At 48.1% G+C, this 12,774-nt stretch carries 13 protein-coding genes, 1 tRNA gene and 2 pseudogenes; 2 read left to right on the top strand and 14 right to left on the bottom strand.

The features are described 5' to 3' along the window. Positions 1-151: 151 nt before the first annotated feature. From LKD70_RS07525 to LKD70_RS07455, 13 genes and pseudogenes are all read right to left on the bottom strand, one after another. A complete protein-coding gene (locus LKD70_RS07525) occupies positions 152-796 on the bottom strand; it encodes a DUF4317 family protein (protein ID WP_227707412.1) in 645 nt (214 codons plus the stop codon). 133 nt (positions 797-929) lie between these two features. After that, the gene (locus tag LKD70_RS07520; RefSeq protein ID WP_227707411.1) at positions 930-1,403 is read right to left on the bottom strand and encodes a hypothetical protein; all 474 of its coding nucleotides are present in this window, start codon (positions 1,401-1,403) and stop codon (positions 930-932) included. A 280-nt stretch (positions 1,404-1,683) separates the two neighbouring features. Then, positions 1,684-2,436 carry a LytR/AlgR family response regulator transcription factor gene (locus LKD70_RS07515; RefSeq protein ID WP_227707410.1) on the bottom strand — a complete coding sequence of 251 codons (753 nt, stop codon included), beginning with the start codon at positions 2,434-2,436 and terminating at the stop codon, positions 1,684-1,686. Next, complete coding sequence (locus LKD70_RS07510) at positions 2,433-2,801, bottom strand: GHKL domain-containing protein (RefSeq protein ID WP_227707409.1); 369 nt, start codon at positions 2,799-2,801, stop codon at positions 2,433-2,435. The genes LKD70_RS07515 and LKD70_RS07510 overlap by 4 nt, the downstream gene beginning before the upstream one ends. Next, positions 2,758-3,483 carry a hypothetical protein gene (locus LKD70_RS07505; protein WP_227707408.1) on the bottom strand — a complete coding sequence of 242 codons (726 nt, stop codon included), beginning with the start codon at positions 3,481-3,483 and terminating at the stop codon, positions 2,758-2,760. Before LKD70_RS07505 ends, LKD70_RS07510 begins: the two co-directional genes overlap by 44 nt. Before the next feature lie 48 nt (positions 3,484-3,531). Further along, positions 3,532-4,605 (bottom strand): sensor histidine kinase, encoded by a 1,074-nt coding sequence (locus tag LKD70_RS07500; protein WP_227707407.1) that lies wholly within the window; start codon positions 4,603-4,605, stop codon positions 3,532-3,534. A gap of 20 nt (positions 4,606-4,625) precedes the next feature. Further along, on the bottom strand, positions 4,626-5,402 hold the full coding sequence (locus tag LKD70_RS07495; protein ID WP_227707406.1) for a response regulator transcription factor: 777 nt from the start codon (positions 5,400-5,402) through the stop codon (positions 4,626-4,628). 111 nt (positions 5,403-5,513) lie between these two features. Beyond that, positions 5,514-7,589, bottom strand: coding sequence for an FtsX-like permease family protein (locus tag LKD70_RS07490; RefSeq protein WP_227707405.1), 2,076 nt, complete (start codon positions 7,587-7,589; stop codon positions 5,514-5,516). Beyond that, positions 7,579-8,352, bottom strand: coding sequence for an ABC transporter ATP-binding protein (locus LKD70_RS07485; RefSeq protein ID WP_227707497.1), 774 nt, complete (start codon positions 8,350-8,352; stop codon positions 7,579-7,581). The genes LKD70_RS07490 and LKD70_RS07485 overlap by 11 nt, the downstream gene beginning before the upstream one ends. 125 nt (positions 8,353-8,477) lie before the next feature. Next, positions 8,478-8,630, bottom strand: a pseudogene (locus LKD70_RS07480) (winged helix-turn-helix domain-containing protein); the annotation flags it as partial. 665 nt (positions 8,631-9,295) lie between these two features. Then, entirely contained in the window at positions 9,296-10,066 is a 771-nt protein-coding gene (locus LKD70_RS07465) for an SDR family NAD(P)-dependent oxidoreductase (protein WP_227707404.1), read from the bottom strand. A 141-nt stretch (positions 10,067-10,207) separates the two neighbouring features. Then, positions 10,208-10,744 (bottom strand): cyclophilin-like fold protein, encoded by a 537-nt coding sequence (locus LKD70_RS07460; RefSeq protein WP_227707403.1) that lies wholly within the window; start codon positions 10,742-10,744, stop codon positions 10,208-10,210. A 13-nt stretch (positions 10,745-10,757) separates the two neighbouring features. Further along, positions 10,758-11,297 (bottom strand): flavodoxin family protein, encoded by a 540-nt coding sequence (locus LKD70_RS07455; protein ID WP_227707402.1) that lies wholly within the window; start codon positions 11,295-11,297, stop codon positions 10,758-10,760. A gap of 220 nt (positions 11,298-11,517) precedes the next feature. On the opposite strand from LKD70_RS07455, the pseudogene LKD70_RS18745 reads away from it, so the two are divergent. Together LKD70_RS18745 and LKD70_RS07450 are read left to right on the top strand one after the other, a co-directional pair. Then, a pseudogene (locus tag LKD70_RS18745) lies at positions 11,518-11,709 on the top strand (LysR family transcriptional regulator); the annotation flags it as partial. Positions 11,710-11,721: 12 nt separating this feature from the next. Beyond that, the gene (locus LKD70_RS07450; protein ID WP_407690928.1) at positions 11,722-12,426 is read left to right on the top strand and encodes a LysR family transcriptional regulator substrate-binding protein; all 705 of its coding nucleotides are present in this window, start codon (positions 11,722-11,724) and stop codon (positions 12,424-12,426) included. 112 nt (positions 12,427-12,538) lie between these two features. Here LKD70_RS07450 and LKD70_RS07445 read toward each other — a convergent pair. After that, positions 12,539-12,611 (bottom strand) — tRNA-Asn (locus tag LKD70_RS07445). Between the last annotated feature and the right edge of the window lie 163 nt (positions 12,612-12,774).

The following is a 12,774-nucleotide window of genomic DNA, read 5'->3' as shown; positions in this document are numbered from 1 at the left end:
CTGTCCGGCGCTCTCAGTCGGTGACGCCAACTTCCTGTCAGTTTCTGAAAACCAGAGTCTTGTTCACAGCCTTTATCATTTTAACACTTCAGACTGTTAAAACTTGTTTCCAATAATAGCACAGTGAATTTTAAAATGCAAGAGGAAATTTTCAGGAAAATAACCGCTTCACAAGAAAACTTTTCTCTCTGCTCCCGAAAATATCCATACACCGGATAAGCGCTCCGCCGTCTGAATACGCGGGAAAAAGGAAGCCGCACTCCGGCTCCCCTGCCTCATAGTCCCCGTTCACAGGACAGATCGCGCAGATCAGATATTCAAACGTCTGCTCTGACTCTCCCAGTCTCTCATGATCCGCCGCCTTCGCCGGAATATCATACCGGTCATGAAAAAGAAACACTCCGTATTCGTGATCCGTCCTGTAGTTCTCCGCAACAATCTCATAAAAAACATCAAGCAGGGCGTCATTCTCAAGTCCGGATGTCTTCGCGCCTGTCAGAAGCTGCCACATGCTCCCCTTTCCGGTCATCTCTTCCGGTATCATATACCGCCTGAGCCGGACATTTGTCTCCGCGAAGGGAATCGCCTTCGCAATCTCAAGATTTCTCGCCTTTTCTGATTCGGACAGTTTTAAAAACCTTATGTTGAACGTTCCGTCTATGATCCCATCCGGATCAATGTAAGCGCCTGCAATCCTTGTGATCGAAGTCCGCTTCACCGTCATCCTTCTTGTGAGGGCAAGCATGTCCTCTCTGTCTATTTTCATTTCTCTGATAAGCGATCCTGCCTGGTTCATTCTGCTTTCTTCTCCCCATCCGGCTGACAGTTCACAAACCTGCCGCCTTAATATGTACCAGTATATCACTGAACAGAGAAGAACTCCAGCAGATCTTCCTGGCATTCATCTGCTGTACTGTAAAACCGCTCCTTTATTCACTGCCTTTGCGCATCCGCCGGTCCGGTATTGATCTGAGCATTTCAAGCGTTGCATCCATATTTTCCCGGTGCCAGTTTCCGCTTAAAAATCCTCTTCCGAGCATTCCCGAGCTTCTGAAATCGCTCAGCTCCTTCTGCTGTACGGAAAGTGTAATCACATCGTCTTTCATTGTTATCGCAAGATAATAGTTAAGCCCCGCTTCCTTTATCTCAACATTCCTGATCTCATCAAACGGAATCGCCAGAGTAACTTCCTTTTTCAGTCCCCAGTCGAGCTTGCCGAACGGGACAAGCACCAGTTCATTTTCACAGATCTGAAGCACAAAAAATTCAGTGCTCACTCCGAAGAACTTTACGATCGCATCGCTCAGATTCTCTGGCGCATACGATACGATAATACACCGGTCCTCAACAGGCTCATACCCCGCGCTTTTGATAATCTCCCGAATTTCCGTCTCTTTTGCCATAATTTTCTCCTCCGTCCGTTCTGATAATTCCCGCTGGCAGAGCCGCACAGCGCTCCTGTCACGGGATGGCATCGTTCTTTTCCCGCCGAAAACAGTGCGGTCCGGAACGTGTTTTCCATTATACGCCGATACGGTGTACTGCTGAGAACTGCTGCCCAAACGGCTCGTTTAATGCCTGAACAGCACGTTCCGTCCGGGAGACGTTCTCATCTCAAAACAACGCCCCTGCCCGTGAAGCAGCCTCATCTCCGGATAACGCAGTTCTGCCCGGGCATCTGTCTTATGCCCGGGCAGATCGTTCAAGCAGATTCAAAAGATGCTTTTTCACCTGACGGGAAAACAGACATTCTTCCCCGTTGGCAAAAACAATTTTTTTCTCTTTGATATCCAGCGCCCTGATCTGGCGCACATTTGCAAGATATGCTCTGTGTACGCGGAGGAACTGTTCTCCCAGACTTTTCTGCAGCTCCCTCATACTCCCTGTAAAGTCCATTCTTCCTTTCATGCCGTGAAGGATAATGCGGTGGCTCTGTTTCCCTGTCTCAAAATAGAGAATCTCATCAACCGGGACATGGCGCACTGTATCCATAAATTTAACGGTAAAATACTGTCTTTCCTCATCCCGTTCATTCATTGTCCGTTCCGTGATCACATTCAGGCACCGCCTGATTCCCCGAAACATTTCCTCCGGATTATCCTTTACAATATAATCCAGCGCTTCCAGCTTATATCGGAACGTCTCGAACGCAAGCTCGCCGTAAGCTGTCACATAGATCAGAAACCCTCTCGTATCTTCTTTTCTGATCTCCTGACCGAGGGTAAAGCCTGTGTACTTTCCATCTTTCAGATCCACGTCAAGGAAGTAGATTCCCCGTTTTCCGTTTTTTCTCACAGCGTCAAGCAGCTCTTCCGGTGATCCTGTATCACAGACAATCTCCATATCACAGTCGGAGATAAGAATTTCTTTCTCGAGTTCCTCCCGGACTGCCCTGCGGACCGCCGGCTCATCATCACAAAGATAGATCGGAATCATCTCCTCTTCCTCCCTGTCTTCTTCCCTGATTTCTGTGCTTCTATTTTCATTTCCTGAACAAAAAATCCGTTCTCCTGATATGTAAAAGAGGCGATATTTTCATGAGATTCTACAATTTTACGAAAACTTGTCAGTCCTGTCCCGCGGTTTTTTCCCTTTGTGGAAAATTCATCTTCCCAGATCCGTGAAATCGGCACTTCACCCCTCACAGGATTGCGGATGAGAATGCTCACCCCTTCCTCGGCCGCACAGAAAAGCGCGGTAACTTCCGCTCTTTTTTTCAAATCACGAAGATATTCTTCCGTCTCCTCGGCCGCATTGTCAAGAAGGATTCCAACTGCCCGGCACAGTTCGCCTGACGGCATATTTCTGCAGGTCACACCGGAAAACATAATTCAGCACACCGTAGACGAGCAGGAGAAGGAACAGGTCAACCATCGGATTATTGTTATTCAGTATGATCTTTTCATTCACCAGCTCGACCGCAAACACTCTGACTGCCGGAAGGAGTGCGAAAAAGACCTTCCAAAGTCCCGTTTTACTCTCCCCGTAAAGAAAATTCGTATATTCCTCATACAGCCGCTTTTTTCTGAGAAACCACGCGGCAATACTGACGACAAGGAGAGTTCCGATGCCGCTCTCCGCCATATATGCCGCAAGCTCTGACGGAACGGTCAGATCATAGTTCCCGTCAAGAAAGAAGCCGCTTAGTCCGCCCAGTACCCAGTAGAGAAAAACAACCGCCGCTCCTGTAACCACCGTGTTTCCCCATGTTTCGCGGTACACAGTTTTCAGCACAAGCATCCAGCCTGCAGTCTCGATATAAACTGTGGCAAGCTGCACACCCGCATTTCCCATCCAGTCCCTGACAAAGAAAAGCGAAGTCGGAACAATAAGCACAAGGCAGTAAGGAATGAACATTGCTGCAGCCCATTTTCCCTCCGGTTTTTTCTGTATCAGCGCGTATGTCAGGATTATGCAGCAGAGATATTCAGAGAAAGCAAGCGGAATATTCAGCAAAAACGTAACGGCAAATGTATATGTCATAATATTTTTCTCCGGTGATTCTGGATTTTTCCTCTCCCATTATATCTTTCACCTGCCGCACTGTAAAGGCACAGTGCCCTTCCGGTCAGATCTGTCCACCCGCGGAAATATCATCGCCATCTCAAACCCCACGCCTCTTTCAGACCACACTTCCAGCCTGATATTGAGATCATCCGCCATCTTCCCGGACAGATAGAGGCCCATGCCCGTCGCCCTGTTTCTCCCCTCCGCGGCATCTCCGGTAAATCCTTTCTCGAAGATGTACGGAAAGTCGCACTGTTTGACTCCGATTCCGTTGTCCCTGATTCGGAGTACATCTCCCCGGGGCGTATTTTTCTCAAAAGAGACTGTAAGCTCCGGATTATCCGAGCTGTATTTGACCGCATTGCTCACGATCTGACCGAGAAGAAAGAGGATTCCCCTGCGGTCGGTGTACACTTCCGGGGCGGAATCCCCGAACTCCATGCGGATTAAAAACTGCTTTTCCTCAAGCAGCATCCGGTAATCTTCCAGCACCTCTTCCATACACTCTCTCAGATCCACAAACTCAAACAGATAATCCTTGTTCGCGCTCTTCAGCCGTGCGTAGTAGAGCATCTGGCTGATCTGTTCCTGTATCCGGTTCCGGATATAGTCAAGCTTAAATGCAGTCGGTGAGGGCAGTTCCCCGCTCTGATTATCCAGCACCATCGTCAGCAGGGACAAAGGCGTCTTGATTTCATGCGCCCAGGCCTCCACGTATTCCTCATAGTCTGCAGTCTCTGCCTCTGCTTTTGCACACTCATCCTGCCGTTTTCTGAGCACCGTTCCGAGCATTCTGATCCACGCCTCGTCTGATGTGCCGGCGGCCTTCAGAAGGTTTTCCTCATGCCACTCATCCGGACTGCTCAGGAAATCAAAAAGCGCCTGCTCTTTTTTCTTCTCCGCGCGCTGTAAAACAAAAACGATGACCGCAAAAAGCATCACCGTCATAAGCAGCATCAGCGGGGCAAGCACGCGGAATGCTTCCAGGTCCGCAAGCCACAGAAGAAGCGCCGACACCCCGTCGATCCCGAGGATCAGCAGAAACCACGGCACATACCGCCGGAGTTTTCCCATACTTTTCCGCATACTGTCTCTCATACTGTATTTCTTATCGCGCCTCATGGATTTTCCCCTCTGTCTGTTTCCTCTATACTCCGCTCTCCTGTTTTCCGTACGTTCTGCTCTCCTGTTTCCTGTATTCCTTCTGCTTTCCTCCTCTGCCTGTTCTCCCGGCATTCCAGACGGTATCCTTTTCCCCGCTCCGGCACGATTCTCTGCTCCATATCAAGATCAGCCATTGTCTTTTTCAGTCTTGTCAGATTGACCTGAAGCGCATTTTCATCGATATACTCTGTCGTCCCCCAGAGCGCTGTACACAGATCATCTTTTGTGACCGTCTGCGCCGGATGAGCCAGAAATACTTCCAGAAGCTTCCCCTGGTTTTTGGGAAGAACGACCGATGTACCGTGGATATACAGTGTGTACGTCTGGCGGTCAAGAAGAAATTCCTTTCCCTCCAGCAGATTTGACCTTCCCTCGTACCGTTTCAGTACATTTGACACCCGTGCCAGAAGGCGCTCCTTCCGGCACGGTTTGGTCAGATATTCATCTGCCCCCAGCTCCAGTGCATGCAGTTCATCCCTCATCTGGTCCCTCGAAGTCAGGACAAGAACCGGAAAAGGACTCTTCCCCTTCACCTCCCTGCAGATCTGGAATCCGCTTTCTCCGGGCAGGTTGAGATCGAGGATCACAAGATCCGGCTCCAGTGTCTCCAGCTGCTTCGCCGTGTTTTCAAACTCTGTGATCTTTTCCACTCTATAGCCCGCATTCTCGAGCATCTGCGTCAGCTCTTCCCGCATCAGCGGCTCATCTTCCACCACAGCGATCCGTTTCATGCGATCTCCTCCCGTTCTGTTCCTTTCTTCAGCCGGCCTCTGCTTTTGTCCTGCTGCCTTTCCTTCTCTTTTCCTCAGTCGGCCTCTGCTTCTCTCACACTGCCTTTCCGCTTACTCTTCCCGCTCCGGAACCATCAGCGTCAGAAGATACCTGCTGCTCAAGCGTTTTACCACAATCATATAGATCAATTCTATCATACAGAGCAGCAGAATCATAGCCGCAGATACGACCATCATCTCACTGACTGAGCCCATCGTCCTCGAAGAGAGAATCCCCGTAAAAAGAGCCCGCACGCCGAAGATGCTGCTCACTGCTGCAATCACCGTCGGAATGCCGAAATACCAGTTGATCTGCTTTCCCGCTGAGCGGCACAGCGTCTCATAGACCGCACCAAGACGAATCAGCGTCCTGTAGCGTCTGTTTGTCTTCTGCTGGTTCATCAGGAACTGCACGCCGATCACCGTATTTGCAACGATCAGAAACACAACCGCCAGATAGATCGTAATGTAGCTCGTCGCCACCGTATAGAAAAGCTGACGTCCCATGTTCTGAAGGTAACTTTCATATTCAAGTCCTGTCTCATTGAGCTTTGCGTTCATTTCAGAGATCGCAGTCATCAGGCTGACACTCTCCTCCCGGTTTCCGAGAATGGCATCAACGAAAATATTGTACTCACCCTGTGTATAATAATCAAACGCCTCATCCGGAAGAATCAGCGCAAATGACAGCGTAATCGAGCGGACCGTCACAAGTGCTGTTGTCTGTACTTCCCCTGTCAGGTAAAGAGGATCTCTGTCGAGCAGCGTCTCCGGGCGCTTTGTGAGAGCCTCATTCATCATCTGCCGCAGCGCCTCCGTAGATACGTCTGTATCCATATAGACGGCCGCCTCCTTTTCGCCGAGCTCGATCTTCGGCCGGCCTGCGGCGTCAAGCAGCTCATTGTAACTGCTCAGAGCAATCAGATGCGGATACGTCATATAGCTTAAATTGTTCAGAAGGATGTCTCTGTCCTCCGTTGCAGGCATCGCCGAGATCAGATTCATAACCACATCCATGGAGTAAGTGTCATCCGGATCATCCGATGTCCGGACCGAGCCAACCTTCATCTCTATAAAATCAGAGAACTCATGGGCCAGCCCGTTTTCCCGCAGCGTACTCATGGTCTCGTCTGCTTTTTTTCTGCTCGTATTCTCCTCATCCATATATTCCGCCGTAAATGTATAGTCAAGAATATGCTCATCGTCCCCATAGTGGCGCACCATGGCAATTCCCGCGCCAAAACAGCACAGCGCGGCAAGAATCAGCAGGGAACTGACTGCCATGGCGGAGGACTGCCGGATCACGTTTTCCTGAAGCTGACGCACATTGAACACATGGAGCTTCCGGTCTTTTCCTCCGGCTCTGATAATGAGGCCAAACACTGCGCGCAGCCCGAAGAAAAGACACAATGTCCCCGCGAATCCGATCACAACCGTAAACGCCATCCTGTCGATGCGGCTCCAGGAGATTCCCCGGATCGCCATATAGTACGCAGTCCCGAGCCCCAGCACTCCTGCGATAAGGAAAACAGCGTACACCGCTGCCGGAAACTGCCGTTTCGTCTCCTCCGGTCGTTCTGCGAGCAGGCTGCCGATCTCCTCCCGGCTGATCTTTATGCTCAGTATGAGGAAGGCCGCCAGCTTAATCATAAGGAATCCCGCGGCAGTCAGCGCCACCGCATACGGGGAAAAGGAAAACCGGTGCCCGATAATGCCAAGCCCGACCACTCTCGCCGTCACAAGACTGATCAGTTCCGAGAGAAGAACCGCCGCCGGAAGTCCGATGGCAAGCGCGATCACACTTCCCCCGAAGTCCTCTGCCAGAAGCATTGCAAAGAGTCTGCCCCGCCGCATCCCCATCATCAGATACATGCCGAACTCATGCCTGCGCCTCTCCATCTGAAATTTTCCTGCGAAATAGATCAGAAAGAAGAGGATCACCAGCGTCAGTCCGTAAAAGACCGGGATCATTTCAAGAAGACGGTTGACCGCATCGCTTTCCATTTCTCTTAAAAAATACATGACGTCCTGCTGCGACAGAGACAGAACAATGTAGAACGCTATGATCGAAACAAGCAGAGAACCGAAAAACAGCCCGTTTTCTTTTCTGTTCCTCCTGCTGTTTCTCCTGACAAGTTCAAAGAACATTTGCGCTCCCTCCTCCCAGCTGTGCCATCACTTTTAAAATCCGCTCGTAAAACTCCTGCTGTGTTTCCCCCGGCATATCTCTTCTCAGTTCATGGAAAATCCGGCCGTCCTGTATGAAAAGAATCCTTCTGCAGTAGCTCGCTGCATTGGAGTCATGCGTCACCATGAGGATCGTTGCATGCTGATCCCGGTTTAAACCTGAGAGCTTCTCCATCAGCATTTTTGCATTCCTGGAATCCAGCGCCCCTGTCGGCTCATCAGCGAGGATCATGCACGGATCCATGATAAGCGCCCTGGCTGCCGCCACTCTCTGTTTCTGGCCGCCTGACATCTGGGACGGGAACTTATCGAGAACATCTGTGATCTCCAGATACCCCGCCAGCCGGGAGAGCCGTTTTTTGCTCTCTCTGTCCGGGATATTGTGTAGCGACATGGGGAGCATAATGTTTTCCCTTCCGGTCAGGTTGTCAAGCAGTTCAAAATTCTGGAAGAGATATCCGATCTTCTTTCCGCGGTACTCTGAGAGTTTCCGCCCTTTCATGGACTGGATCTCTTCTCCCTGCATCACGATCTTCCCCGCTGTGGGGCGGATCACTGTGGCGATACAGTTTAAAAGCGTCGATTTCCCCGAGCCGCTGCTCCCCATAATCCCGAGAAATTCCCCGTCCGTCACCTGGAGCGCAATGCCGTCCAGCGCTTTCGTCTGGTTTCCGGCTCTCCCGTAATATTTCTTTAAACCTTCAATCTCAAGAATTGCATTCATCTGAGCACCCTCTCTCATATTTTTATTTTTCCTGTTTTTATTTTTTCTTTTCTGTGATTTTATGATATCACAGCGGGTGCCCGGAAAACACTTACACCTGCTGTAAGGTTTTCTGACTTTAAATTTTATCGGTTCAGCCTGTATCCCGCGCCCCACACCGTCTCGATGATCTTTGGGTTTTTCGCGTCATCTTCAATCTTTTCTCTCAGACGGTTAATATGGACGGACACAGTCGCCGCATCCGCAACATAATCATATCCCCATATTTTTTCAAACAATTTCACACACTCCCAGAAATGCGGAAGCAATACTCACGGCGCATAAAATAAACATGGAGTGCCCCATAAAGTCCATCAACGGATTAAACTTCATACTTTTCACAATAATCCCTCCGTAATAAAAATACCGTCCTCCACGGTATGTTCCGGTTTATACGGGTGGTTTGCGACCTGCCCGTGGGTAGCTATTGACCTATTAGCTGCTCATAAATGCGATGAAAGTGAGTATGTACGAAAATCAGTAGGCAATGCCATAAGGGATATTTGTAAGAAACACAGCTCGTTAGTTGTAGCGGAATTAAGCATATGGAATTTATCATCAAAAAAGTTCGGCAGGTTTACAAGCTGGCAAGTAAATTTATTGAAAAATAAATCCGTGCCTTTCCCAACCCTGCTATACGGCTTGCGCCGCAAAAGGATAACATCCAACTAACAAAAAAATCGTTTAAATTTCTGCAGGCCATATGGCATGATATGGCGGTAATAAGGAAGAGACCGCATGAGTCCTTCACTGATATAATCGCTTGTATTATCGTCCTCACCGGAGAAATACTGCTCACAAATATGGTTAAAGATATCATAGATACCATTCTTTTTAATCGAACCGCCGCCATAGATGACTTTCCTTTCTCTCCTTCTTTTCCTTTCTGATATTCTTCCGTTGCTTACAGGAAGGCTCCGTTACATACCTGGATGACCTGTCCGCGTACCGCTTTTCCCATTTTACTTGCAAGATAGAGGCACGCATAAGCCTGATCCATGGGATCACACTCCGGTCCCGGGAAATAAACATAATGTCCGCTGTATTCAAGCATCTTTGCACCGCCAGGCTGCTCTCCTGCCTTATTTGCCAGATGTGCGGGAGTCACTGTTGCTCCGGGAGCCACGGCGTTACAGCGGATGTTGGTATCCACAAGTCTCATAGCCACATTTTTCGTAAGAGTATTCAACGCTCCTTTCGTAGAAGTATAGGCAGCTCCACAAAATGGCCTTGTACCGTTTACAGAAGAAATGTTAATGATTACGCCATCATCTTTCGGCAGAAAAACTTTCAGGGCTTCCCGGATATATCTCATAGGACCTCCCAGGTTGGTATCCATCACAAAACGCATCCAGTCATCGTCTGTCTCATCGATCATCTTCTGCTCTCCAATTCCGGCATTGTTGATCAGGATATCCAGATCTCCAAATTCTTTTAACGCAGTGTCTATCACACGTCTCGTATCCTCGGTAGAACATACGTCTGCTACAACTCCTACAGCGTTCCCGCCTTTTTCCCGTATTTTCTTCACGGATTCATCCAGCTTCTCCTGTCCTCTCGCCGTGAGAACAACATTCGCTCCTTCCTCTGCGAAAAGTTCCGCCATAGTCTGCCCCATGCCATAGCTTGCGCCTGTTATGATCGCTGTTTTTCCTTCTAACATTTTTGCTTCCATTTCAATTTCCTCCTGTTCTTTTTCGCGTTATTTTGACACTTTATTTCTGTGAGCAACGAGCCAAGCGGGCATGCTTGCATGACCATTTGGCGACTGCCGCAAGGGTCAAATACCCCGCTGCTAGCTTGAGGCCCCATATGCTTACATCGAGGTATTTGACTGTTCTATGGAAAATGTTACCGTCACACTCCCACTTCCAAGGGCATCTTCCCATCCGGTAAGGTCGTCCACCTCTGCCAGCTTTGTATAACTCCAGGAATTGGAGCCGTAAAACATGACGATCTGACTGCTGTTATAGAGAACGATATCTCCTGCCTGGGTGGTCATCTGGCTGTTGCTTGCCGGGAGGCTTGTTCCGAGACTTCCTACTTTCTCAAATCCCGAATAATCATCCATCTCAATAACGATGGGCTCATCTTCCAACATCTCCACGAAAGCAGTTACCGCTTCATTGTCTTCCAAAGTGGCTGTGAATGTGCTGCTGCCTGCCTCTATCTGTAATTTCATCTCCGTATCCTCCTGTCCACCGGCTTCTGTGCTGTCTGTATTCGCATTCGTCTGTGTATTTTCTGTTTCAGTTGTATTCGTTTCATTCTCCGAAGGAATGTTTTCTCTGCCGCATGATACAAGGAAAAACATCATTAAAACTGCTAATACGAATGTCATCTGCTTTTTCATTCAGCATCCTCCTTCACACGTTCCTACCTGCTTCATATGACACCACAAGAGATGAGTGCCCTTTGATATCTCCGGCTTCATTTACACCGCCTGCAAATACAGTTCCTTTTAGATGTGCCCGTTCAAAACAAGCAATCCACCCTTCAAGTCCGCTCACTGCACGGCTGTCTACACCTTCTTCATCTTCAGCCGCCGCAGATAAAAGGTAAATATCTCCAAATTCATAGTCAGATCCATACAGCGAATTTGCCCGATCAAGCAGGGTTTTCATCTGACCAGACATTTCATAATAGTAAATCGGTGTTGCAAACACAATCACTTCCGCATCATGCATTTTTTCTACAATTTCTAAGGCATCATCCTGTATTACGCATCGGCCTGTCTCCAGACATGCGAAACATCCCCGGCAGAATCCAACTTTTTTATCTGCCAGACTGACCTTCTCTACTTCATGACCGGCTTCCTTAGCTCCTTTAATAAACTCGTCTGCTAATGCCTCAGAATTGCTGTTTTTTCGGAGGCTTGTGGAAATCACCAGAATTTTTTTACTCATGTGCCTGTCTCCTTTCATGAATGGCTGCCGCAAAATTCTTTGCAGTTGATATACTCACTATTTCTTTTTTTCTTCAGCCTCAGTATATCTCAGCGTCAATAAAATAACAAATATTTATATATTATGTTTTTCAATAGTTTAAACCTATTTTATTTTATGTTACATTAAAATAAAGGTTAAAATAAAACTAAAAACCGTTTCTCAACATGAAAACAATAGAATGGAGATTGTTATGGAATTACGAGTCCTGAATTATTTTCTTGCAATTGCAAGAGAGCAGAGTATTGTACATGCCGCCGAATCACTGCATCTCTCTCAACCCACACTTTCCACACAGATTAAAAATCTGGAAAAAGAACTGGGAAAACAGCTTTTTATCCGAGGCACAAAGGGAACACGAAAAGTCACTCTGACAGAAGAAGGGATGATTTTACGAAAACGTGCGGAAGAAATTCTGGATCTGGTCAAAAAAACAGAAAGTGAAATTACTCTGAATAGCGACATCATCATGGGCGATGTTTACATAGGCACAGGAGAAACGGATGGCGTCCGGCTGATGGCAAAAGCCGCCCGAATACTCCAGGAGTATTACCCGGGTATCCATTATCACATATACAGTGGAAATGCCTCTCACGTAATGGAACGACTGGACAAAGGACTGATTGATTTTGGGATTGTTTTCGGAGATGTTGATCTGACAAAATACAACTCACTGGACACTTCATACTCTGATCAATGGGGCGTACTGATGAGAAAAGATTCTGTTCTTGCAGAGAAAGAGACCATCTCACCGAAAGATCTCAAAGACAAACCTTTAATTCTTTCACAACAGGAATCAGAAGGGGGAACCCTGACGCAGTGGCTTGGCCGGGAGATTAGTGAGTTGAACATAATCGCCACTTACAATCTGCTTTTTAACGCCTCCCTTCTGGTAGATGAAGGTCTGGGCTATGCCATCGGCTATGACAAGATCATCAGTACAAGTGAAGACAGCCCTCTGTGTTTCCGGCCATTGGCTCCACAGCTTGAAAGTCATATGCATATCATATGGAAAAAATATCAGATGTTTTCAAAGCCTGCTGAAAAATTTCTCAAGGTTCTCAGAGAAATTCTCGAAATGCCACAATAGCTGCCCCTCCGGAGTAATACCGTGGTTTAGTGTCGCCAGCGTTACTCCATGATTGATCAGCGTTCCGTATAAATTAAAAGCCCGTAAACGTTGAATTTACGGGCTTTATGAGCTCCCCCTGTTGGACTTGAACCAACGACACTTCGGTTAACAGCCGAATGCTCTACCGACTGAGCTAAGGAGGAATATTTAATTATTGAAGTATACCTTCAAAACTGCACACAGAAAATCTATCCGTCTTTTCACTCTATCGAGTGCCTATTCCCGCTTTGGTTATGCCCTCGACCTATTAGTAACAGTCAGCTCCATGCATTACTGCACTTCCACCTCTGCCCTATCTACCTCGTC

It is taken from the genome of Ruminococcus turbiniformis (assembly GCF_020687545.1).
Taxonomy (GTDB): domain Bacteria; phylum Bacillota; class Clostridia; order Lachnospirales; family Lachnospiraceae; genus Mediterraneibacter; species Mediterraneibacter turbiniformis.
This window is presented reverse-complemented; position numbering and strand designations above follow the sequence as displayed.